The organism is Campylobacter concisus (genome assembly GCF_001298465.1).
GTDB classification, from domain to species: domain Bacteria; phylum Campylobacterota; class Campylobacteria; order Campylobacterales; family Campylobacteraceae; genus Campylobacter_A; species Campylobacter_A concisus.
Map to the genome: position 1 here is coordinate 938,965 of NZ_CP012541.1, position 23,923 is coordinate 962,887.

Genomic DNA, 23,923 nt, shown 5'->3' on the forward strand with positions numbered 1-23,923 from the left:
ATAAAAAACGGCTTACAAAGATATTATTTGCTATAATTGCAAGCTTTAAGGAAGGGCATGAAGATAGGTATATTTGACTCAGGACTTGGTGGACTAAGCGTCTTAAACGAAGCTTTAAGTAAGCTTAGCGAGCATGAATTTTTATATTACGCAGATGTAAAAAATGTCCCATATGGACAAAAGAGTAGGGATGAGATATTAAAATTTAGCTTTGATGCGGTTAAATTTCTCATAGAAAATGGCTCAAACGCTGTTGTAGTAGCTTGTAACACAGCAACAAGCGTGGCAATAAAAGATATTAGAGCAAAGTTAAGTGTGCCAATCATCGGCATGGAGCCAGCCATAAAAAAGGCTCATGACTTAAGCTATAATGATGCCTTAAAAACGCTTGTCATAGCCACTCCAGTCACCGTAAATGGTGCAAAGCTAAAAGAGCTGATCATAAATTTACACGCAAAAGATAAGACTGAGCTGCTCGCTCTACCTCGCCTTGTAAATTTTGCTGAAAATGGAGAATTTGACACCGAGAATGTGAAATCATATCTAAAAGAAGAGTTAGCCAAATTTGATCTAAGCAAATTTGGGTTTTTAGTGCTTGGCTGCACACACTTTAACTATTTTAAAGATAGCCTAAGAGAAATTTTGCCGTCAAATATAAGCATAATTGATGGCAATGAAGGGACAATAAATCGCCTTATAAGTGAGCTTGGACTAAAAATTTCTACTTTAGATCAAGCCCCAAAAGTTAGATTTTTCTATTCTGGTGATGAAGTATTCAGTAAATTTGAGCTAGATAAAATTTCAAGAAATTTAACTCATCTAAAAAAGATGAGGGCAATCTGCTAGGTTAAATTTAACTAAATATCACAAGTGAAAATTTAGAAAAATACACTAAATTTTACGTATTTTTATATGTATTTAGGCTTTTCTTTGCCTTATTATATAAACCACACTTATTACAGCAACTACAGCTAAAAGAGAGATCGTGATCAATAAAAGTGTCTGTTTGCTAGGATTTGAACCTAGAAAATAGCCAACTCCAAGCAAAACAGCACACCAAATCCCAGCTCCAAGCGTGGTAAATAGGCAAAATCTAAAAATGTTCATCTTAGCAAGTCCGGCTGGTAGGCTTATGTATTGACGAATGCCGGGAATCAGACGTGAGTTAAATGTAGAAATTTCGCCGTGTTTATTGAAAAATGCCTCAAATTTATCCATTTTTTCATGAGTAATTCCCACAAATTTGCCGTATTTTAAAAAGATCTCACGTCCAAAAAAATAGCAAAGATAATAGTTAAAAATAGCTCCAAGCAGGCTTCCAAGCGTACCTGCAAGAAAGGCCAAAATTAAACTCATTTCACCTTTATGTACCAAATAGCCAGCAGGTATCATCGCGACCTCGCTTGGAAATGGAAAAAACGAGCTTTCTAAAAACATCATCACAAATATGCCAGCATAACCCCAACTACTTACGCTCGCAACTATAAAATCAATAACATCATGCAGCATTTAAATTCCTGAAAAATTTTAAAGTGAGCCATTTTAGCAAAGCATAGCTTAAGCTTTTTGACAAAAATAAAGAGAGTTAAAACAAGATGAAAGTAGAAACAAAATAGGGCGAAAGCTCGCCCCATTTTTAAAATGCAGGTATGACTTCGCCTTTATAGCGAGTAATGATGAAATTTTTAGTATCAGGGCTAAGTACCGCATCAATCAAAGCTTTGATTTTAGGGTTATTTTCGTTGCCAGCCTTTGTGACGATGATGTTAGCGTAAGGACTGTTGGCGTCTTCAAGTAAAAGCGCGTCTTTTGCCACGCTTATACCAAGATCAAGGACGAAATTTGTACTAATGGCAGCGATATCGACATCATCAAGCGTTCTTGGTATCTGAGCACCCTCAAGCTCTACAAACTGTAAATTTTTAGAATTTTTAGTTATGTCATTTATAGTTGCAACTTTTACGTTTTTATCGATCTCAATAAGACCAGCCTTTTCTAAAATTCTAAGCGCTCTATTGCCATTTGACGGATCATAAGCGATCGCCACTTTTGCGCCATCTTTTAGATCTTTTATATTTTTTATCTTTTTAGAGTAAAAGCCAAGTGGCTCGACATGAACATTTGCAACGCTTACAAGATGCAAGCCTCTAGCCTTGTTTTGCTCTTCAAGATATGGTAAATGCTGAAAGAAATTTGCATCCAAACTGCCATCTTCTGTTGCGACATTTGGGATAGAGTAGTCTGAAATTTCAGAGATAACAAGGTCATAGCCTTTATCTTTTAGCTTTGGCTTTACAAATTCTAAAATTTCAGCGTGTGGTACTGGTGAGACGCCGACTACGATAGTGTGGTCCTTGTCGGCTGCGTGAAGGCTTAGAGCAACTAAAGATGCGGTTAAAAGTTTGATAAATTTCATTGTTTTTCCTTTTTTATTTGGTTTAAGCGACGCTAAAAAGGTAAAAGCTTCCACGTCGCTTATTTAAAATTTTAATTAAAATGCTGGAAGAATAGCGCCGTTGTATTTGATCTCGATAAATTTCTTAACTTCTGATGAGTTTATAGCCTTATCAAGAGCCTTTATTTTAGGGCTATTTTCATTGCCAGACTTTACTACAACATAGTTTACATATGGGCTATTTTTGCTTTCAAGTACAAGTGCATCTCTTACCGGATTGAGATTAGCATTTAGAGCGTAGTTTGTGTTAATAACTGCGATAGTAACGTCATCAAGTGTTCTTGGTACTTGAGCAGCCTCGATCTCTTCAAATTTAAGCTTTTTAGGGTTATCAACTATATCAAGCGGAGTTTTTAGTGGATTGTCTTTTAGCTTAATAAGTCCAGCATTTGCAAGGATATCTAAAGCACGGCTTTCATTTGTCGGATCATTTGGGATAGATACGGTCGAACCATCTTTTAGATCTTTGATGTCTTTTATCTTTTTAGAATAAACTCCCATTGGCTCAAGATGAACGCCAACTGTTTTTATAAGATGAGTGCCTTTGTTTTTGTTAAATTCGTCCAAATATGGAAGGTGTTGAAAGAAATTTGCATCTAAATCGCCATCTTCTGTTGCAAGATTTGGCGTGGTGTAGTCGTTAAATTCTTTAATCTCAAGCGTATAGCCATCTTTTGCCAAAATAGGCTTTACCACCTCTAAAATTTCAGCGTGTGGGATAGGTGTAGCACCAACGATTATTGTTTTTGATTTATCAGCTGCATTTGCACTTACACTAAGACCAAGAGCAACTAAAGAGGTAAGAAGTAGTTTTTTCATTTATTATCCTTTTTTAAAATTTGCCAAGCACCAAAAAAGGATAAATTTAAGCTAGAGGGTTAAATTTCTTTTTAAGCGCTTAAGCTAGTTCTAAGCACTTAAAAAGAAATTTTGTGCTTAGAGATTAGTCTTTCGACAACGAGTTTTTTAATAGGCGGCACATGTGGCACATATCTGATTTCATCTTTTATCCTTTCAGCTAAAAATTAATTCGGGCAATTTTAAGGAAAAAAGCTTAAAATCAGATAAAAACAAAGGCCTATTTTTTAGAAACTTTATATAAGTAGTTACCTAAAACTTGAAAAATTTGAACCATAATGATAAGAATAACCACGGTGTAAAGCATGATATCTGGGCGAAATCTTTGATATCCGTAGTTTATAGCGACAGATCCTAGTCCACCACCGCCAACCGCACCAGCCATCGCTGAAAAGCCGATATTTACAATAAGCGTTAGCGTAAATGCCGAGATAATGCCAGGAAGTGCTTCTACAAACATGACGCGAAATATGATCTGAAATTTCGAGCTTCCAAAGCTTTGAGCAGCTTCAATTATGCCTTTATCAACCTCTTTTAGTGCATTTTCAATGAGCCTTGCTACAAACGGAGCCGCGCCAATAGTTAGCGGAACGATCGCAGCCGTAGTACCGATACTTGTGCCTACGATCATTTTTGTAACTGGAAAGAGCACAATAATGAGGATAATAAATGGAAAGCTTCTAAGCACGTTTATAACGATATCAAGCACGAAATAAAGCTGCTTGTTTGGCTTTAGTCCGTCTTTGTCTGAAAGGATGAGCAAAACCGCAGGTATGAGGCCTATAGCAAAGGCGAGTAGGGTGGAGACTATGCTCATATATAGCGTTTCGCCGATAGCTGGCAAAAGTATTCTAGAAAAAACATCTGGAAATTTAGAAAAGTCAATACCAAACATCAAGCAACCTCCCATAAAACGCCACTTTGCTTGATGTAGTTAAGCACGTTTTCTTTATCTTTTTCATCTATGTTTATGACAAGCGAGCCAAGAACATTTTCGTTTAGCTTCTCAAGCTTACCCCAGACTATGTTAAAGTCGATATTTAGGCTTCTAGCCATATGTGTGATCACGCTATTTTGAGCCACTTCTTTTGGGAAAAATAGCCTGATATTCGTGCCGGTACTTGGCAGAATTTCAACCTCACCCAAAAACTCTTTCATCTTCTCATCTGGCTTTAAAAATAGCTCTTCAATGCTTCCAGAACCTATGATCTTGCCGCCTTCAAGCAGTATCGCACGTTTTGCGATAGATTTTACAACCTCCATCTCGTGCGTGACGATTACGACGCTGATATCTAGCTCTTTGTTTATTTTTTCAAGCAGCTCTAAAATTTGATTTGTCGTGTTTGGATCAAGAGCTGAAGTCGCTTCGTCGCTTAGTAAAATTTTAGGATTTAAAGCAAGCGCTCTAGCGATCGCGACACGCTGTTTTTGACCACCGCTTAGCTCGCTTGGATAGCTTTTTGCCTTGCTTTCAAGGCCGACTAAATTTAAAAGCTCTCTCACTCTTTTTTCGGTTTCATCGCTTTTATAACCCCAAAATTTAAGCGGAGTAGCAACGTTTTCAAAGACATTTTTTCTAGCCATTAATGCAAAATGCTGAAATATCATCCCAACATCTCGCCTTAAATGTCTCTGCTGCGTCTCGTCTAAATTTTTTATCTCTTTATCAAAGACTTTTAAGCTGCCACCTTGATAGCTTTCAAGCCCGTTTATGCACCTTAAAAGCGTTGATTTACCAGCACCGCTATGTCCCACGATAGCAAAAATTTCACCCTTTTTAACCTCTAAATTTATATCAAAAAGGATTTGCGTATCACCATAAAACTTGCTTAATTTCTCTATTTTTATCACTATTTTTCTCCAAGAGCTTCTAATTCTTCACATACTTTTTTAAATTTAGCCTCAGCGCTTTGCAAAGCCTCTTTGTTTGTCTCTATAACTTCTTTTGGTGCGTTTGCCACGAAATTTTGATTATTTAACATACCTGAGAGCTTAGCTATCTCTTTTTCAAGCTTTGTCTTTTGAGACTTGAGCCTTGTGATGATACCGCTCATATCAAGCCCTTCAAGTGGGACAAATGCCTCTAAATTTTCGCTCACATCTCTTATTGAATTTTCTATTTTCTCACCTACAAAGCCGATCTCTTCGCATTTTGCAAGCAGCTTGATATACTCTTTGACCTCGTCAAGATCGATTTTTTCATTAAATTTAACAAAGGCTTTTGCGATCTTTGAGTTGCCAAGATCGATGGTCGCTTTTGCACGGCGAATAGCCACGATCGCTTCGATAACTAGCTCAAATTTCTTTTCAACCTCTAAATTTCGCTCTTTTATCTCTGGATAGCTCGTAACCATTATTGATTTTGCATTTTCAAGCTGTGTGCCGCTAAGCTCTTGAAATAGATACTCTGAAAGAAACGGCATGAAAGGATTTAGTAGTTTCATCGCCTCTTTAAATATACTTCCAAGCTCTTTTACGCTCGCTTTATCAGCCTTGCTTAGCTCAATACCCCAGTCGCAAAACTCGTCCCAAAGGAATTTATAAAGTGTGTTTGCTGCGTCATTAAAGCGGTAGGCGTCGATGTTTTCGCGCACCTCTCTCACGCACTCGTTAAAGCGGCTATTCATATAAATTCCAAGCTTTGTTTGAAGCTTGATATCCTCTAAATTTGGAAATTTACTCTCATTTAGCATGAGGTATTTGCTCGCATTATAAAGCTTGTTAGTGAAATTTCTTACCTGCTTCATCTTGGCGTCACTTAGCTTGATGTCGCGTCCTTGAACTGCTAGAAGCGTTAGCGTAAAGCGCAAGATATCGGCGCTATACTCATTTATACTATCAAGCGGATCGATGACGTTGCCAAGGCTTTTGCTCATCTTTCTGCCAAACTCATCTTTTACAAGCGCGTGTAGATAAATGTCGTCAAATGGCAACTTACCAAGGGCATTTTCACCCTGAAACATCATCCTAGCAACCCAGAAAAATAATATATCAAAGCCAGTTATGAGAAGGTTGTTTGGATAAAACTCAGCAAGGTCTCCTTCAAACCATTTTTCATTTTTTAGCTCATTTTCATTGCCCCAGCCAAGCGTGCTAAATGGCCAAAGACCAGAGCTAAACCACGTATCTAGCACGTCTGGGTCTTGGTGGATGTTTTTACTTTTACACTTTTTGCACTCGCACGGCTCACCCTCGTCAGCCCACATATGACCGCAATCATCGCAGTAAAATACTGGAATTTGATGTCCCCACCAAAGCTGACGTGAGATACACCAGTCTCTTAGTTCTCTCATCCATGCGTTAAAGCTGTTTATCCAGTGCGGTGGATAAAATTTAGCAAGACCCTCTGAGACCTTTTGTATCGCCTCATCTGCGATCTCTTTTTTGACAAACCACTGCTTTGAGATGTATGGCTCGACGACGTTTTTGCAGCGATAGCAGTATCCTACTTGGTTTTCATAGTCCTCGATCTTTTCGACATTGCCAAGTTTTTCAAGATCGGCCACGACGATATCTCTAGCCTCAAGCCTTTCAAGACCTGCAAATTTATCGCACTTGTCGTTTAAAATGCCCTTTTCATCAAATACGGTAATAAACTCAAGGTCGTGCCTTTTGCCAACCTCGTAGTCATTTTGATCATGCGCAGGTGTGACCTTAACAAGGCCTGTTCCAAACTCCATATCGACATGCTCATCTGCGATGATCTCGATCTCTCTATTTATGATAGGTAGCACCACTTTTTTGCCGATTAAATTTTTATAGCGCTCGTCGTTTGGATTTACCATTACAGCGGTGTCGCCAAAATATGTTTCTGGTCTAGTCGTAGCCACAACAACAAATTCGCTTGGCTTGTCTGCAAAGTAGTATCTCAAATGATAAAGCTTGCCTTTATTTTCTTTGTGCTCGACCTCGATGTCAGAGAGTGCGCCATCGTGTGTACACCAGTTTATCATGTAGTTTTTCTGAACGATCAGTCCTTTGTCGTATAAATTTACAAAGGCTTTTTTTACAGCTTTTCTTAGGCCCTCATCCATGGTAAATCTCTGGCGAGACCAAGCCGGAGTGATGCCAAGCTTGCGCATCTGATGGACGATCATGCCGCCGCTTTTCTCCTTCCACTCCCACACTTTTTCTACAAATTTTTCACGTCCGAGATCTTCTTTTTTGACGCCTTGTGCTAGGAGCTGCTTTTCAACGACGTTTTGAGTAGCGATGCCGGCGTGGTCAAGTCCTGGCTGCCAAAGTGTCTTGTAGCCGTCCATCCTCTTGTAACGAGTCATGATATCTTGAAGTGTGAAGGTTAGGGCGTGTCCGATGTGAAGCGAGCCAGTCACGTTTGGAGGTGGCATCATAATGCAAAATTTACGTCCATCTTTTTGGATATCTTTATTTGCGTCTATCTCAAAGTATCCGCGTTCTTCCCAAATTTTATAAAATTTATCTTCTATCTCTTTTGCATTGTAAAATTCTGCCACTTTTGTATCCTCTTTCGTTTAAAAAATGCTTAATGTTATCTAAAATTTGTTTAAAAAAATCTTTGCAAAAGTAGGGAAATATGGGCTTGGGGCGATTAAACGCCCCGGAGTTTAAATGGCTATTTGACGTTAAAGCTTCGCTGAGCTAGGTCGTAGTCGTTTTGCCTTTCGTTATACATATTTTCAGTTGTGACTGCGCCAAGTGAGCATTTGCCGCCAAGTCTTACACGATAAGGTGTGTAAAGCACAGCCTCTCTCTTATCACTATCTAATGTATAAAAACTCAAAACGCGATCATCTTTTATGCTCTGATATTCAAGCTCAATGCTATCTTTAAGACTCTTATTAAAGCCACTTAAATTTTCATTTATTGGCTCAAAGCAGCTACTTACGATCTCGTTTATTACACCATTTTTAACCATAGCTTTAGAATTTATCACTATTTTTGAATAGACAACATCATTTACTCTTAGGCTGTTTAGATCGATCTCTTTTCCTTTTTCATCGACAAACGTTCTATAAACATCAAGCTCTTTTGGCTCTATTTTATGCTTAATCTCAAGTGGCACATAAGCGTAGCTTAAGATGGAGGCATATAGCTTGTTTTCACCAAGTGGAGTGATGGTAAAATTTCCATCTTTTGCTGTAAATGATACGCTTAAAAGGCCGTCAAATTCTTTACTTTCGCCGTTGTAGCTAAGTTTAAATTTATTATTTTTCTCGCCAACATCTTTGCCAAAGTAGGCATTTAGCGCTCTAAGTGTAAAAGCGCGCTCTTGCGTTGAGCTAAGCTCATTTAAATTTGTGATCAAGAAATTTGCAAGATCATCTGAGTAGTCGTTTTTCTCAAAATATTTTGCGTGCAGATACAAGATAAATGCATTGTCTCTCATCTTTGAGCCAAAGCTAGAATAATCCCTGCTGTAATCAGCCGCTTGAGCTTTTTTAATATCTTTTAGCGCTACCTTTGCTTCATCATTTAAGCCGTTTAGCTTTAGAGCCGCTGCCATTAGATATTTATTAAGTGCGGTCGTATTGTAAGCTTTGTGGTCATAAATTTTATTTAGCAGCGACTTGTCAGCCATATTTGCACGAGCACTTACATATAGAGAGTAGAGCGCTTCAAGGTCACTATTTACATATTTTGCCATTGAATTTACAGCACTTTGTTTTACTCTTTTGCCTACCTCATATCCAGCCTCTTCAAGATCAAGCAGTACATCAGTTGCATAGATCGAAGCAAATGCATTTGTACTACCTAAATCGCTCCAGTAGCCAAAGCTACCATCTGGTTTTTGCATCTTAATTAGCTCACTCATACCGCTTGCAATAAATCTCTTTTGATCATTTTTTTCAAGCTCATCTTTTGGCTTTAAATTTAAAAGCGCAAGCAGTCTTGAGCTCCTTTGCTCCGCACATCCGTAAGGGTACTCGACTAAATTTTTAGAAGCTGCTAATAGCACGCTTGAGACCGAGCTTGACGCATCTATACTAACATTGTGAAAGCCTTTTGGAAGTGAGATCATGCTCTCTTTGTCAAAGACGCTACTTTTTGTATAGGTGCTAATCGTATAAGGATTAACCACATCAAGTAAATTTTGAGCTGTTTTTGAGCTGTTTTTGTCACTTATTGTTATATTGTATTCGCCAGCTCCAGCTTCAAGAGCTGAAATTTTAAATGTAAAGGCTTTATTTTCAAGCGGCTTTAAATTCGCATTTTCTTTTGTTTTGATGTTTAAATTTTTACTGCTAGCCACTTTTATGGTTAAATTTTTATCCTCATTTGTTGTGTTTATAAGCCTTAAGTTGGTATTTAGCTCATCACCTTTTAGCAGATAAACTAACGCACTTGGCTTAATAATCACATCATCTTTTACTAAAATTTCTTTATTTACAGCGTTCATACTATTTTCATTATTGGCCACGACATCTACTCTAATGGCAGAGTTAAAGCCATTTGGCGTTTTAAACTCGTATGAAATTTCACCATTATCGTCAGCTTGAAGGCTTACTAAATTTGCATATGTTTTTATCTTTTTGCTATCGACTGGGCTAGCATGTTTTGCCATTTTTGCCTCCATGGCAAGTGCCGCCATATCGCCACCAAAGCTTAAAGTTTTACCCTCGACCTTATAGTTTGTGAGCATATTATAAATGTCATAGTCAAAAACGCCATCTGGTAAAATTTTGTCAAAAAATTTAAGTGGATCAGCTGGCTTTTGTGACGTTATATCAAGCACGCCAACATCTGTGATAAATAAATTCACATAAGCTTTTGGCTTTGTTTTTAGTGAAATTTTTATGTTTTCATCGCTTTTTGCCGTATTTGGCGCATCAAGACTTAGATCAAGTATCCTTGATGACTTATCAGCCTTAGCATATACCTTACCGTAAGTCCTAAACGGAGTTAATCCACCATCTGTCATGCGGTAGATATTTGCACTCACATAAAGTCCACTAAAATCAAAGTCAAGTTTAAATTTCACATTTGCTGAGTTGTTTTTTATCTTAACGACCTTGTAAGCTTTCACGCCACCATCTTCAAGTGTAACAAGGGCGATACCTTCTTTTATAGCTGAGCTTATATCAGCACTTAGTTCATCGCCTTTTTTGTAGATATTTTTATTTAGTTTGATTTGAGATTTACTAAGCTCTTTTGTAGGCGCTAAAGTCGAGTAGTTGTAGCCACTTACGTCCATATCAAGGCTTGTGCTTGCTCCACTTACTAGATTTGTAGCGATGATCACATATGAGCCACTTTGTGTAAATTTATAGCTAAACTCGCCATTGTCTTTATAAAAATTATCCACATCTTCTAGCGTTTGAAACCACTTTATATAGCCATTTGCATCTCTTTGATATTGCCAAGTAACACGTTTTATATCAAATTTTAAATTTGATTTTACGGCCTTTTGACTTGACATATCTACCACAACCGTTCTTATTTTTACATCTTCGTTTGGCTCAGCAAATGTCGTGCTTGCTGCGATACCGACCATATCCTTGTAAGGATAGAGAGTAAAGCTTTTTGTATCGCTTACGTTTTTGCCATCATCATTTACATTGAAATTTATCACGCCTGTTATGATAGAAGAGGCATTTTTAGTGCTAAAGCTAAGATCTATCATTTGGCTTGATTTGCCATCTTTTGAAAGAGTGAGATCATTTTCAAAAGATGGATAAGCACTTGGTTTTAGCGTATTATTTTTAAATTTATAATCTTTAAACTCACTATTTTTATATTCATCATCAAAAAAGCTCACCTGCATGCTACCATCAAGCTCGCTAGCAGCGCCACCAAAGAGATAGTTGCTGGCTAGATTGGCTCTAACAAGCTCATTTGCGAAAAATTTATCTCTCTCAAGCGTTATCTCATTTTTTATCCTATTTGGCATAAAACTCTCAACAAAAAATGGCACATTTGAGATCACCTTGCTTGCGTAAATTACTTGCATATTAAATCTACCGCTTAGATCGCTTAGTATCTCTTTTTCAAAATTTACCATGCCAACGTCATTTGTATTTTTTGAAATTTCAGCACTACTTTTGCCTTGTGGATCGAAAAATTTTATCTTTATAGGCATATTTTTTAAAGGATTAAAATCTCTATCTCTTAGATAGATTGCACCCTTTAAACTCTCATTTGGTCTTATGATATTTGAAGCAAAAAGAACGTACGCATCGATACTCTCACTGGCATTTTGGCTCATAAATTTCGCTTCATTTAGCGCTTCGTCTTCTTTTAAAATAAGAAAATTTTGCTCTTTTCCAAGAGAGACAACCACTGAGGAGATATCTTTGTAAATATCTTTTTTATTGAATTTAAAAACGCCTATATCATTTGTCGCACCAACTGCGATCTCTTCGTTTTTCTTGCCATAAATTTTTACATTTGCATTTGGAAGCATTGTATTTTCGCCAAGACGATTTGCAAATACGAAAATTTCATCCTTGCCAAGCTTTGCATTTACGGCGATATCACTTAGATAGACTACTTTTGAGACGCTCTTATCTTTGCCGTAGTTTAAATTTATCTTATAAACGCCGTCTCCAGCTCCAGCAAAGTCAAGTTTAATTTTATTTAGCGAAATTTCATTTAATGCGCCATCAAGCTTATAACTTTTGCTTGCCACTTTTGTGCTGAAGTTGCTTAACTCTTCGTTATTGTCATTAAAATTTAAAAAATATCTAAAATTTTGATCGCTTAGCTTTTCAACGCTTACATTTAACTCAGGCAAATTTGCACTTCTGATACCGATCTCACCGACGCTTGAGATATATGGCTCATTATTTATAAAATTTGCAAATGGAGTGAAATTGCCAGCTACTACTTCGTAGCTACTTTCTTCTCTTACTACATTTCTATCATCGCCAAAACCGGGCTTAATGGTGATTTCATAACTATTTTGTGGCTTAAAATCGTCACTTGTAATATCAATGTAGTAATAATACTCGCTAAGCTCTGAGTTTTCTTCATAGTTGTCACTATATTTAACGTCACTAATGCTAAAGTTTTTTACACCTTTAATGTTTATAAACTTCTTTAAGTTAATGTCGTCATCAAGCCAATTTTTTAGATAAATTCTAAAGCCCAAGATACCATTATCAAGGCTCACTGGATAAATTTCTGGTATCTCAAGACTCTTTGCATTATCATTTATATTTACGCTTTCTTCGCTTATTTCATCGGCAAAATTTACTATCGTTTCACCTGAAAGCGTTGCGCCAAATTTGCTCTCAAATTTTTCACCAAAATCAAAAACTGGATTGCTTAAATTTTTATCAAGATTAAGCTCAAAGCTATTGTTAGAAAGCTCAATTGCTTTAAATTTCGCATCTTTTACAGCAATATTTTTGATAGCTTCAATATTTACTTCATCATTAAATTTAAGTATATATTTGCTATCGCTTATTTTTTCTATCTTTGTTAGTTCAAATTCTTTCGTAGCAAAACTAGCAGTGCTTCCATTTTCAAGCTTGCAGCTATAATCCAAACCAGCATGCATATCTTTTGTAAAAAGTAGCAAGCTTTGACTATTAAATCTAACCGTACCATTAATGCTGGTTGGCACAAAAGTAGCTTTTTATCGCTTAGCATACCAACAAAATTTTTATCTACTTTATCTTCTAGTCCAAACTCTACGCTTAGGGGCGATTTTATCTGTGCTGTACCATTTAGGCTCAAAGCATATAAATTTGTCATTCCCAAAAGTGCTAGAAGCGCTACTTTTTGCCACATTTTATCTCCTTATTTTTATTGTTATTTCACTTTGATTTGAGTTTTGATCAAGGCATTTTATGCTGTGCTCGCCAAGAGTTAGATCAAACTTTTTTTCGCTTGCATTTTCTATCTTAGAAAAGTTCAAATCATCTATTTTTAGGTAAATTTCATCGCCTAAAAACGCGTAGCATTTTACCATAACTTGTGTGATATTTTCATCTGTCACTATCTCTTCATTGTCATATGGATAGGCAAAAACTGGCTTTTTATCTTTAAAAATTTCAGCGCAAGGACTTTTTTGTATCTCATCTTTATCCAAAAGCTCATTTTTAATCAAAAAATCAAGCTCTTCGCCTCTTAAACTTTCGCATTTATCCTTTAAATCTACACCCTTTATTCTATCATCAAGTGCCATTTTTTTACACTTTTCATAGTTAAAGGCATCAAGGCAGGTTGGCAGCTTTTCTATGCCATCTGGCTCACTCATAAATCTTAACTTCTCTTTTTGAGCGATTATCTTAAACATATCAAAAAGGCTCTTTGATACGTCATTTAGTCCTGTTAGTTTATCAGTTTTACTGGCATTAAAATTTCCAATCCAAATAGCAATCGTGTAATTTTCATCAACGCCTATGGCGTAAAGATCGCGCGAGTTTGCGCTTGTACCAGTTTTAAAGGCTATTTTAGGCGTATTTTGGGCATACTGCCAAGCATTTTTTAGATACGATCTTGAGGCTTCGCTTAGCATTTTAGCGGTCAAATAGGCACTTTGAGGCGAGATGAGAGTTACATTTTTCTCTTCATTTTTGTAGTTTTTGCCAGCAAACTCAAGCGGCCTATAAATGCCGTCATTTGCATAAATAGTATAAAGATGCGCAAGATCAAGCAGGCTCATTTCAGCACTTCCAAGCGTTATAGAAGCTCCATAATATTCCTTATTTTCATCTACTAAATTTACCTTTTCAAGTAGTTCGTAAAGCGAATTGTCTTTTAGTTTTAAGTTTAAATTTATAACTGGGATATTTAGGCTGAAATTTAGAGCATCTTTTGCGCTTACGATACCTAAAAAATCATTACTAAAATTCTTTGGAGCATACTCTTTTATATAAATTTGCGTGTCTATTAACTGCGAATTTGGCGTTATAAGCCCACTATCAAGCGCAAGTGAGTAGATAAAAGGCTTTAGCGTACTGCCGGTGTTTCGCTTCATATTTATGGCTGAATTTTTGCCATCACGTGCGCGCTCATCGTGTGAGCCGATGAAGGCAACAACACTCATTTTTTTATTATCAATGACTACGGCAGCGGCATTGTTTGCATTTTTAGCCTTTAGCGAAAACATCGCATCTTTTAAAATTTTGAGCATATCTTTTTGTAAATTTAGATCCAAGCTCGCCTTTGAAATTTGGTTTTTAAAAGCGACATTTGCGTAGTCACCTGCGTTTACTACGGCTCTTATTCTTACATTTTTAAATGGCTCAGCCTGCGCTCTTTTAAACGCACTAAGATCAATCAACTTTGCTTTATAAAGCATCTTTATGACTCTGTTTTTTAGAGCATTTATGTTTGAAACGCGATCAAGTCTATTTTTATTTGGATTTTTAGGTATTGTGCTTAAAAGTGCAGCCTGAGCGTAGCTAAGCTCGTTTAGCTCTTTGCCAAAATAAAAAAAGCTAGCCGCCTTTGCGCCCTCGATATTGCCACCATATGGGGCTAAATTTAGATAAAAATTTAAAATTTCATCCTTGCTAAAGTGAAACTCAAGCTGAAATGCTCTAAAAATTTCTCTTATCTTATTTTTATAGCTTCGATCACTTGGCTCAAGCATCCTGGCTACTTGCATTGTGATAGTGCTCGCGCCTATACGGTTGTCGCTTCTTAGGTTGTGAAAAAATGCTCTAAAAATGGAAGCAAAATTTACGCCAAAATGGTAGTAAAAGTATCTATCCTCAAAGAGAACGACGCTTTGTTTTAGCGAGTTTGGAAAATTTTGCTCGTGAAATCTCCAAATTCCATCGCTACTAAGCTTCATATTTATGATCTCGCCATTTTTATCAAGTAAAATTTTGGCTTCGTCTTTTTTGAGTGCGTCTAAATTTAGTGGATAAATTTGATCAAGTATCAAAAAAATAGCAACCATTAAAGCCAAAAATAGGGCAAGAAATTTTAGAAATTTAAACTTTTTCATCGGCGTGATTATAGCTGTTAAAGTTTAAGTAGCTATAATTAGACCTTTTTAAAAAAGAGGAAACAATGCCCTTATCTAGGTTAAACAAAGAACAATACACCGCTGCAACTGCGCCATTTGGACACAATCTCATCATCGCTTCAGCTGGCACTGGCAAGACTAGCACGATTGTCGCTCGCATAGCACATCTTTTAAATTTAGGCGTAAAGCCTGAGAAAATTTTGCTTCTAACATTTACCAACAAAGCAGCTAGCGAGATGATAGAGCGTTTAAATAGGTATTTTGACAAGCAAATCACCTCCAAAATCACCGCAGGCACCTTTCACTCGGTCTCATTTTCGCTTTTAAAAAGCCTTGATAAAGGCGTCACGTTAAAGCAGCCAAGCGAGCTAAAGACGCTTTTAAAAAGTCTTGTTGAGAGACGAAAATTTTACCATTTAAGCGACGTCAAACCTTATGGCGGAGCGTATTTGTACGATCTTTACTCGCTATTTCAAAACAGCGAGCAAGGCACAACTTTTGGCAAATGGATAAGTACAAAGAGCGAAGAGCAGGGCGTTTATGCTGAAATTTATGAAGACGTGCTAGAGGAGTTTGAAACTGAAAAGGCTAAATTTTCTTACGCTGATTTTAACGACCTTCTCATAAAAATGCGCGACGAGCTAAAAAAAGGGGCAAATTTAGCTTATGATGAAATTTTGATCGACGAGTATCAAGATACAAACACGCTTCAAGGCAGCCTCATAGACGCATTTGCGACAAAGAGCCTCTTTTGTGTGGGCGATTTTGACCAGAGCATTTACGCATTTAACGGCGCAAATATCGAGATAATAGGCTCATTTAAAGATCGCTTCCCAAACGCAAATATCTACGCTTTAAATGTAAACTACCGCTCAAGCTCAAGCATACTTGCCCTTGCAAATAAGGTCATCAACAACAACCCAAGGCTTTATGAAAAACACCTAACAGTTAGCCGCGAGGGAAATTTCAAGCCTCCAAGGCTGCTTGTCTATAACGAGCTTTTTGATCAGTATCAAAACATCGCTGATATCATCTCGCTTTCGCCATTTAATAGGGAAAACATCGCTATCATCTTTAGAAATAACTCATCAGCTGACGGCATTGAGGTGGCACTCAAAGAGCGAGGCATCAGCTCAAAGCGAAAGGGTGGGGTGAGTTTTTTTGAGAGCCGTGAGATCAAGGCACTCATCGACATCATGGGAATTTATGTTAATCCAAAAGATATAATGGCATTTATCCACATCTGCGAATACGCAAAGGGCGTTGGTAGCGCAGTTAGCAAAGAGATTTTTGATACGCTACTTAAGCTTGGGCATGGAAATTTGATAAAAGGGATAGTTGATCCAGACGAGAGCGTAAATATCTCATCAAATAAAAGGCGAAACTATCAGCTGGGACTTTTTGACGATCTTGACGAATTTGCCGAGATTTCAAGGTTTTCTAAGCTTGGCTTTAGCGATAAATTCCTAGGCCATCCGGTGCTAAAGCTACAAAAGCTGAGTGAGAGTGGGGCGCAGTTTTTATATGAAATTTACAACTTTTTAAAAGGCATGAGAAATATCTCAAAGCCAGCCACGATGATAAATGAGATAAAAACTAGCAAAATTTACTCGTTAATCGTCGAAAACATCAGCACAAAAAGGGCAACTTTAAAAAATGGTAACGTCGATCTAGCTCTAAAAGAAGAGGTTAAAGAGCGCATAATGGCAAAGAGCGTGGTGCTAAGCGAGCTAGCTAAAAAATATCAAGATATCAGTAAATTTTACAACTTCTTAGCCCTTGGTAGCAACGAGATGAGCGAAGGGCAGGGCGTTAGCTTGCTTAGCGTGCATGCGAGCAAGGGGCTTGAGTTTGACCAAGTTTTCATAGTAGATCTCGCGCAAAACCGCTTTCCAAATTTAAAGCTAATGAGCATGGGCGGCAGCTTAGAGGAGGAGAGGCGACTCTTTTACGTAGCAGTAACTAGGGCAAAAGACGAGCTATATCTTAGCTACGCAAAATACGACAAGATAAAGAAGGTGACCTACCAGCCAAGTAGGTTTTTGATAGAGGCTGGCATGGCAAAAGAGGAAGCTTAAAGAGTGTTTACTCTTGTGAAGTAGAATTTACCAATTTTTTACAAAGAGAAGTGATGAAAAAATCTAAAATTTTAATAATCCTGCTTATTTTAGGCGTCGGTGGATATTTTGTCTATGATAATTTTTTTAAGATAAAAGATGAAAAGGTGGAATTTATCACCAAAAAGGCAAAAAGGGGCTCATTTAGCAAAAAGGTCGATGCGACTGGAGAAATTTTTGCTACTGAGCTAGTTGATGTGGGCGCGCAGGTGAGCGGCCAGATAAAAAAACTCTATGTTAAGCTTGGAGATCAGGTCAAAAAGGGCGATATGATCGCAAGTATCGATAGCTCGACCCAGCAAAACAGCATAGACAATAAAGAGGCTCAACTAGCTATCTACAAAGCTCAGCTTGAAAGCGCAAAAGTGGCTTTAAACATTGCAAAAACGCAGTTTGATAGAGAAAAAGCACTTTTTGCCAAAAACGCCACTTCAAAACAAGAATTTGAAAGTGCAAAAAATACTTATAGCACAAATAGCGCCAAGATAAAGGAGCTCGAGGCTCAGATAAAGCAGACAAATATCGAGCTAAGTACGGCTAAGATAAATTTAGGCTACACAAAGATCACCGCTCCAAGAGATGGCATAATAGTAAGCGTGCAGGTCGAAGAGGGACAAACCGTAAATGCTAATCAAACTACGCCAACTATCGTAAAGATCGCAGATCTAAGCTATGTTAAGATGAAGATGCAAATAGCTGAGGGTGACATCACAAAGATAAAGGTTGGCACACCAGTTGAATACTCGATCCTCTCTGAGCCAACGAAAAAATTTCAAACAACGGTTAGTTCGATCGACCCTGGCTTAACGACATTAAGCGATGGTAGCTACGGCTCTAGCAGTAGTAGCAAATCTACAAGTTCAAGCACTTCAAGCAACTCAGCTGTTTATTATTATGCTCAAAGCATAGTTGAAAATAAAGATAAAATTTTAAGAATAGGCATGACAACACAAAATGAGCTTTTAATAGCAAATGTAAAGGACGCTATCATCGTACCAAGCATCGGCATTAAAAGAGATGAAAACGGCACATTTGTCTATATTTTAAAAGACGGCAAAGCGGTAAAAACATCGGTAAAAACTGGTATAAAAGATAACCTCGATACGCAGATCATTAGCGGTGTGAACGAGGGCGACGAGATCATCACATCACAAGGCTCAGCGAGCGAGATAGCCAAGATGATCGAAAAAGAAAATAAGAAGTTTTAAGTGATAAGTCTAAAAAATATCACAAAAAGCTTTAAGCTTGGCGATAATGAGATAGAGATCTTGCATGGTATAAATTTAGAGATAAGAAAGGGTGAATTTATAGCCATTATCGGTCAGTCTGGCTCTGGTAAATCAACTCTGATGAACATCCTTGGCTGCTTAGATAGCCCAAGTGGCGGGCAGTACCTGCTAGATGGCAAAGATATATCAAAATTTGATAGCGACGCACTTGCTAAGCTTAGACGAGATAAATTTGGCTTTATATTTCAAAGATATAACCTTCTTAGCACGATGAACGCCCTTGAAAACGTTGCACTTCCTAGCATTTATGCAGGGGCAAATAAGAGCGACCGAGAGAAAAGAGGAATGGAGATTTTAGACTCTCTTGGCCTTAGCGAAAAGGCTAAAAATTTACCAAATAAACTCTCAGGCGGACAACAGCAAAGAGTCTCCATAGCAAGAGCGCTGATGAATGGCGGCGAGATCATCTTGGCTGATGAGCCAACGGGCGCACTTGATAGCAAAAGTGGGCTAAGAGTGATGGAAATTTTAGTGGATCTTTACAAAAAAGGCCACACCATCATCATCGTCACGCACGACCCAAAGATCGCCGAGTATGCTAGTCGTGTGATCGAGATAAAAGATGGCAACATCGTAAACGATAACGTAAAAAATAGTGAAATTTTTGAGGCCAAAAAGCAAAGCCAACCAGAAAAGAGCAAATTTACCTACTATAAAGATCAGCTAATTGAAAGCTTTAAAATGTCGGTAAATGCGATGCTAGCTCACAAACTAAGATCGCTCTTAACCATGCTTGGTATTATCATTGGCATCACGGCGGTCATTAGCGTCGTAGCTCTTGGCAAAGGCTCACAGGAGCAAATTTTAGCTGGCATCAGAAAGATCGGCACAAATACGATCGACATAATGCCAGGAAAAGGCTTTGGCGATATGCTCTCAGGCAGGGTAAAAACGCTCTCTATAAGTGATGCGAATATGCTCTCAAAGCAGTCATTTCTGGACTCAGTCACTCCAAATACAAGTACTTCAGGCATACTAACGTATGAAAATATCTCCTTAACAGCGACACTAAAGGGTGGTGGAGTAGGGAGCTTTGACGTAAATGGATTAAAGCTAGAAAAGGGAAGAATTTACGATGAGGACGAGGTTTTAAACTCAGATTCTGTCACGCTAATAGATCAAAACACCAAAAATAGCATATTTAAAAACGAAGATCCTATCGGTAAGATTATTCTTTTTAACAAAAAGCCACTTCGCATTATAGGCGTTTTGCAAAAAGATGAGTTTAAAGTCGGTGATGCTAGCTCACTTAAAATTTATGCTCCATACACGACTGTGATAAACAAGATAACGGGAGATAAATTTATTAGCTCAATAACTGTAAAAGTAAATGAGAGCGTAAATGCTCAGATCGCAGAAAAGAGCCTAACCGATCTTTTAACGATAAAACACGGTAAAAAAGACTTCTTTACAAGAAATTCTGATAGCATCAAGCAGACTATCGAAGAGACGATCTCGACGATGCGCCTTCTAATATCAAGTATCGCCGTCGTCTCGCTCGTAGTTGGTGGCATAGGCGTGATGAATATCATGCTAGTCTCAGTCACTGAGCGCACCAAAGAGATAGGCATAAAAATGGCGATCGGAGCTAGGCAGAGCAACATTTTGCAGCAGTTTTTGATAGAGGCGGTGCTACTTTGCTTAATTGGCGGAGCTATTGGTATAGCCTTTTCTTACGCGATCGGCTACATCTTTAACAACTTTTTAGATGGCTTTAGCATGATCTTTTCAAATGGCTCGATCGTGCTTGCGCTTGTTACGTCGATGGCTATTGGTATCATCTTTGGCTACATGCCAGCTAAAAATGCCTCAAAACTAAATCCAATAGATGCGCTTTCAAGGGAGTAATATGAAATTTCTAAGCTTAGCTTTAGTGTTTGTTTTAAGCGGATGCGCTGTTAAAAATACAGATGAAAACTATAAACAAATTTTACTTGAAGATAATGCCAGTGGCGAGCTAAATTTAAACACATCTTGGTGGAAGCAGTATCAGCAAAGCTATCTTGATGAGCTTGTAGAACTTGCGCTTAAAAATAACACCGATCTTGCAAAAGCAGCGATAAATGTAAATAAAGCACTCGCTCAAGCTGGAATTTTGGAGGCAAATCTCATCCCAAGCTTTAACGCTGGCATTGAGGTATCAAGTAACAAAAATATAAAAGAGGGTGGTGCTTCTAGCAGAAGTTTTGGTTCAAGCATAGGGCTTAGCTACGAGCTTAACCTTTGGCAAAAGCTAGCAAATAGCAAAGATGCAGCAATGTTTGAGGCAGATGCTACTAAATTTGATCTAGAAGCTAGCAAGCTAAGCGTCATAAACTCCGTGGCAGACGCCTATTTTCAAATCTTATATCTAAATGAGAGCATTAAAACTTATGAGCAAATTTTAGAAATTTACAATGAACTAAATGAGATAGTCGGGCTTAAATTTGAGCTTGGCAAAGAGGAGGCGCTAAGCCTAAAACAGATAAACTCGCAGCTTTTAAGCGCTCAAAATAAGATAGAAAGCGCCAAAAAGGAGCTTGTGACCGCCAAAGAAACGCTTAGAAATTTGCTAAATGAGAGGCCAGAATTTGAGCTTAAATTTGAAGGCCTCACACTAAGTCCTGTTAAAAAAGTGGGCGTTGATCTAGATGTGCCAACAAGCGCCATAGCAAACCGCCCTGATCTAAGAGCGGCCATTTACCGCATAGAAGAGGGCATCTTAAACTACAAAGCGAGCCAAAAAGAGTTTTATCCAAGCATCACGCTAGGAGCCAGCCTTAAAAGCAGCACCGACAAAAAAGAGGAAGCCTTTAGCCTTAAATTTCTAAATGGCAACATAGCTCTGAATTTACCATTTTTAAACTATCACAAGTTAAAGTCAAATTTAAAGGTTAGTGAGGCAAATTTCGAGCTTGCAAAGCTAAACTACATAAGCACTCTAAAGAGCGCATTAAACGAGATAGACGCATTTTACAAAGGCTACCTAAACGACGAAGCGCTACTTGCTAACTACCAAGAACAGATAAAAAACTACGAGGAAATTTCAAAAATTTACGAGATAAAATACTCTTATGGCAAGGTTGAGTTAAAGCAGTTTTTAGAAGCCAAAAATAGCGAGTTAGAAGCCAAAATAGGGCTACTAAAGGCAAAATATATTCTCTTACAAGACGAGCTAAATATCTATAAAGCCATGGCTGGTAAATTTAATAGATAAAATTTATGAGCTCGGCTTGGGACTACAAGGCAAATGCGTACAGCAAAAACGGCAAATTTAGCACCAAATTTGAAGGTTGAAGATCATCATAGGCGTTTCCAGCTTATAGCGAGGGCATTATCTAAATTTAAAAGACACTCAAAATTTTTAGCTTTTTTTGAATGGACTGCAGATAAAATGCAGATCATAAAGGTACTTCGTCTAGCCGATATGAGCATAAAAACTGATAACAAGCGCAAACACGTGTAAGATTACCTTATCAGATTTTAGAAAAACACTCGCCCACCATTTTCAAAATAGAGTAGATCAAATTTTAAGTTATGTATAAGATAAATACAAATTTTACAATTTTCAAAAAGTATAAAATTTAACTCATTTTCTTACAAATATTTTTACACCAAATTTAATGGATAAATTATAATCATACAAAAGATAAAATCCAAAATAAGCCTATAAATCAATATTTAAATTCATCTAAAAGAAAAAATAAGAAAATTAAAATAACAATTTGAAAATTATAGTTTTCAATACAAATATATAAAAAAACTTGTATTTTACCTTTTAACATATTCATATTAAAATGAAAGTCATATTTGATTTTTCGAAAACTTACACACATTTAAAAGTAAGTTTTCGTTTTATAAGATTATGGATTTTAAGCCAAAAGCTCTTTTGCGATCATACTTATGCGTTTTGCTTCAGCACTTGCTCCGATCTCATCTTTTGCCATTTTCATTACAGCGCCTAAATTTCTACCAACTCCTTCAATAATCTTTTTTATTTTTTCTTTAAGCTCTTCATCGCTTAGTTGTGCTGGCAAATATGCCTTAATAAGCTCAATCTCTCCCTGCTCTTTTTTAGCCAAATCCTCTCTAGCACCTTTTATATAAAGCTCAACCGAGTCAGCCCTCTTTTTGATCTCCTTTTGAAGTAGCGGAAGTACCACTTCATCAGTCATTTCGATCCTTTGATCGACTTCGACCTGCTTAAGTGCTGCATTTAGCGTTCTTAAAGTATCTCTTTTAAACTCATCTTTTGCCTTCATAGCCTCTTTTATATCAGCTAAAATTTGCTCTCTTATACTCATTTCCTCTCCTTTAAATTTTTGAAATATTAACTAAAAATTTGTGATAATTTCTTGAAATTTTCCTTGCAGATAGGCCACCCCAACACCCTCTCTAAGCCCATCGTCAATAACTAAAAATTTTACTTCTTGCTTACTTAAAAGCTCCTCTAAAAGCAAGGTTCCAGCGATGAGTGGATACTTTCTGTTTCTTCCAACCGCCAAATCTGCACTCTTATCATCCATCTTCAAAAGCTCATTTACAAACCAAGCAAGATCGTCATTTTTAAGCTCATATCCGCTTACTTTTTTCGGATCATAGTTCTCATAGTTAAGTCCAAGTCGTAGCGCTGTGATAGTAGTTGGTACGCCAGAAGTCAGCACGATAAATCTATTTTTTAAGCTATTTAAAAATTCTCTTGCATCTTTTGTATAAATTTTTGCATTTTCTTGCATTAAATCAAGCGTTTTAAATTTTTCAAAAAATGTAATAATGCCAAATTTAAAACTCATAAAATTTCCATCTTCACCGATCTCTGAGCTTGCTCCACCGATGTCAATGATACTAAAATTTTTACTGATTCCAAGCTTTCTAAAAGCATTTTGAACACCCAAAAATGTAAGCTTTGCTTCAGCTTCGCCGCTTATTAGATGAAAATTTATACCAAATTTTTCTCTTATCTCGCTAAAAATTTCCTCACTATTTGACGCCACCCTAAAAGCCTCAGTTGCAACTGCTACGCATGTAAATTTATCAAAGTCAAATTTACTTTTAGCCTCCGATATCGCTTTAAAGAGCCTATTTTTGGACTCATCTGCTATCTTGCCACTTTCATTTAGCCCTCTAGCAGCTCCTACTATCTTTTCATAAATTTGCTCATTACTAAAGCCATTTTGTTTTTTTTTGACAAGTGCTACGCGAAATGTGTTTGAACCAAGATCGATCGCTATAACCAAAATTTATCCTTAAAATTTTTTGTAGATTCTAACATATGATAATTTAGTATCATTTAAAGTTGAAAAATTCTAAAAACTTTAAT

17 protein-coding genes are annotated in these 23,923 nt (G+C 37.2%); 6 read left to right on the top strand and 11 right to left on the bottom strand.

What is annotated here, in order from left to right:
• Positions 1–57: 57 nt before the first annotated feature.
• Positions 58–846, top strand: coding sequence for a glutamate racemase (murI, locus tag CCON33237_RS04850; RefSeq protein ID WP_054196633.1), 789 nt, complete (start codon positions 58–60; stop codon positions 844–846).
• Positions 847–918: 72 nt separating this feature from the next.
• Here murI and CCON33237_RS04855 read toward each other — a convergent pair whose 3' ends face one another.
• The 9 genes from CCON33237_RS04855 to pbpC all read right to left on the bottom strand — a co-directional run bounded on the left by CCON33237_RS04855 (position 919) and on the right by pbpC (position 15,197).
• Positions 919–1,509 (bottom strand): DedA family protein, encoded by a 591-nt coding sequence (locus CCON33237_RS04855; protein ID WP_054196634.1) that lies wholly within the window; start codon positions 1,507–1,509, stop codon positions 919–921.
• A gap of 127 nt (positions 1,510–1,636) precedes the next feature.
• Positions 1,637–2,416, bottom strand: a complete 780-nt coding sequence (locus CCON33237_RS04860) for a MetQ/NlpA family ABC transporter substrate-binding protein (protein ID WP_054196635.1) — start codon at positions 2,414–2,416, stop codon at positions 1,637–1,639.
• Positions 2,417–2,491: 75 nt separating this feature from the next.
• On the bottom strand, positions 2,492–3,274 hold the full coding sequence (locus tag CCON33237_RS04865) for a MetQ/NlpA family ABC transporter substrate-binding protein (RefSeq protein WP_054196636.1): 783 nt from the start codon (positions 3,272–3,274) through the stop codon (positions 2,492–2,494).
• A 259-nt stretch (positions 3,275–3,533) separates the two neighbouring features.
• A complete protein-coding gene (locus tag CCON33237_RS04870; RefSeq protein WP_054196637.1) occupies positions 3,534–4,208 on the bottom strand; it encodes a methionine ABC transporter permease in 675 nt (224 codons plus the stop codon).
• Positions 4,208–5,164, bottom strand: a complete 957-nt coding sequence (locus CCON33237_RS04875) for a methionine ABC transporter ATP-binding protein (protein WP_054196638.1) — start codon at positions 5,162–5,164, stop codon at positions 4,208–4,210. The genes CCON33237_RS04870 and CCON33237_RS04875 overlap by 1 nt, the downstream gene beginning before the upstream one ends.
• Positions 5,164–7,788: a valine--tRNA ligase gene (locus CCON33237_RS04880; RefSeq protein WP_054196639.1), complete on the bottom strand. Its 2,625-nt coding sequence runs from the start codon at positions 7,786–7,788 to the stop codon at positions 5,164–5,166. The genes CCON33237_RS04875 and CCON33237_RS04880 overlap by 1 nt, the downstream gene beginning before the upstream one ends.
• A gap of 119 nt (positions 7,789–7,907) precedes the next feature.
• Positions 7,908–12,794 carry an alpha-2-macroglobulin family protein gene (locus CCON33237_RS04885; protein ID WP_236842004.1) on the bottom strand — a complete coding sequence of 1,629 codons (4,887 nt, stop codon included), beginning with the start codon at positions 12,792–12,794 and terminating at the stop codon, positions 7,908–7,910.
• Positions 12,716–13,027, bottom strand: coding sequence for a hypothetical protein (locus CCON33237_RS09865; RefSeq protein ID WP_236842005.1), 312 nt, complete (start codon positions 13,025–13,027; stop codon positions 12,716–12,718). The genes CCON33237_RS04885 and CCON33237_RS09865 overlap by 79 nt, the downstream gene beginning before the upstream one ends.
• A 1-nt stretch (position 13,028) precedes the next feature.
• On the bottom strand, positions 13,029–15,197 hold the full coding sequence (gene pbpC / locus CCON33237_RS04890; protein WP_054196640.1) for a penicillin-binding protein 1C: 2,169 nt from the start codon (positions 15,195–15,197) through the stop codon (positions 13,029–13,031).
• 65 nt (positions 15,198–15,262) lie between these two features.
• On the opposite strand from pbpC, the gene CCON33237_RS04895 reads away from it, so the two are divergent.
• The 5 genes from CCON33237_RS04895 to CCON33237_RS04915 are packed head-to-tail and all read left to right on the top strand — an operon-like array spanning position 15,263 to position 22,069.
• Entirely contained in the window at positions 15,263–17,296 is a 2,034-nt protein-coding gene (locus CCON33237_RS04895; protein ID WP_054196641.1) for an ATP-dependent helicase, read from the top strand.
• A gap of 53 nt (positions 17,297–17,349) precedes the next feature.
• Positions 17,350–18,543, top strand: a complete 1,194-nt coding sequence (locus CCON33237_RS04900) for an efflux RND transporter periplasmic adaptor subunit (RefSeq protein WP_054196642.1) — start codon at positions 17,350–17,352, stop codon at positions 18,541–18,543.
• Positions 18,544–20,472 (top strand): MacB family efflux pump subunit, encoded by a 1,929-nt coding sequence (locus tag CCON33237_RS04905; protein WP_054196643.1) that lies wholly within the window; start codon positions 18,544–18,546, stop codon positions 20,470–20,472.
• Between the two features lies 1 nt (position 20,473).
• Entirely contained in the window at positions 20,474–21,820 is a 1,347-nt protein-coding gene (locus CCON33237_RS04910; protein WP_054196644.1) for a TolC family protein, read from the top strand.
• Positions 21,821–21,853: 33 nt separating this feature from the next.
• Complete coding sequence (locus CCON33237_RS04915; RefSeq protein ID WP_054196645.1) at positions 21,854–22,069, top strand: hypothetical protein; 216 nt, start codon at positions 21,854–21,856, stop codon at positions 22,067–22,069.
• A gap of 406 nt (positions 22,070–22,475) precedes the next feature.
• On the opposite strand, the gene CCON33237_RS04920 is transcribed toward CCON33237_RS04915, so the two are convergent.
• Both CCON33237_RS04920 and CCON33237_RS04925 read right to left on the bottom strand, forming a co-directional pair.
• The gene (locus CCON33237_RS04920) at positions 22,476–22,907 is read right to left on the bottom strand and encodes a GatB/YqeY domain-containing protein (protein ID WP_054196646.1); all 432 of its coding nucleotides are present in this window, start codon (positions 22,905–22,907) and stop codon (positions 22,476–22,478) included.
• Positions 22,908–22,937: 30 nt separating this feature from the next.
• Positions 22,938–23,840 carry a Ppx/GppA phosphatase family protein gene (locus tag CCON33237_RS04925; protein ID WP_054196647.1) on the bottom strand — a complete coding sequence of 301 codons (903 nt, stop codon included), beginning with the start codon at positions 23,838–23,840 and terminating at the stop codon, positions 22,938–22,940.
• Positions 23,841–23,923: the final 83 nt, after the last annotated feature.

What these genes read in the sequence shown, in the direction of transcription:
- murI (WP_054196633.1), top strand. Translation starts at nt 58, where the DNA reads ATGAAGATAGGTATATTTGACTCAGGACTTGGTGGACTAAGCGTCTTA.
- CCON33237_RS04855 (WP_054196634.1), bottom strand. Translation starts at nt 1,509, where the DNA reads ATGCTGCATGATGTTATTGATTTTATAGTTGCGAGCGTAAGTAGTTGG.
- CCON33237_RS04860 (WP_054196635.1), bottom strand. Translation starts at nt 2,416, where the DNA reads ATGAAATTTATCAAACTTTTAACCGCATCTTTAGTTGCTCTAAGCCTT.
- CCON33237_RS04865 (WP_054196636.1), bottom strand. Translation starts at nt 3,274, where the DNA reads ATGAAAAAACTACTTCTTACCTCTTTAGTTGCTCTTGGTCTTAGTGTA.
- CCON33237_RS04870 (WP_054196637.1), bottom strand. Translation starts at nt 4,208, where the DNA reads ATGTTTGGTATTGACTTTTCTAAATTTCCAGATGTTTTTTCTAGAATA.
- CCON33237_RS04885 (WP_236842004.1), bottom strand. Translation starts at nt 12,794, where the DNA reads ATGCATGCTGGTTTGGATTATAGCTGCAAGCTTGAAAATGGAAGCACT.
- CCON33237_RS09865 (WP_236842005.1), bottom strand. Translation starts at nt 13,027, where the DNA reads ATGTGGCAAAAAGTAGCGCTTCTAGCACTTTTGGGAATGACAAATTTA.
- pbpC (WP_054196640.1), bottom strand. Translation starts at nt 15,197, where the DNA reads ATGAAAAAGTTTAAATTTCTAAAATTTCTTGCCCTATTTTTGGCTTTA.
- CCON33237_RS04895 (WP_054196641.1), top strand. Translation starts at nt 15,263, where the DNA reads ATGCCCTTATCTAGGTTAAACAAAGAACAATACACCGCTGCAACTGCG.
- CCON33237_RS04900 (WP_054196642.1), top strand. Translation starts at nt 17,350, where the DNA reads ATGAAAAAATCTAAAATTTTAATAATCCTGCTTATTTTAGGCGTCGGT.
- CCON33237_RS04910 (WP_054196644.1), top strand. Translation starts at nt 20,474, where the DNA reads ATGAAATTTCTAAGCTTAGCTTTAGTGTTTGTTTTAAGCGGATGCGCT.
- CCON33237_RS04915 (WP_054196645.1), top strand. Translation starts at nt 21,854, where the DNA reads ATGCGTACAGCAAAAACGGCAAATTTAGCACCAAATTTGAAGGTTGAA.
- CCON33237_RS04920 (WP_054196646.1), bottom strand. Translation starts at nt 22,907, where the DNA reads ATGAGTATAAGAGAGCAAATTTTAGCTGATATAAAAGAGGCTATGAAG.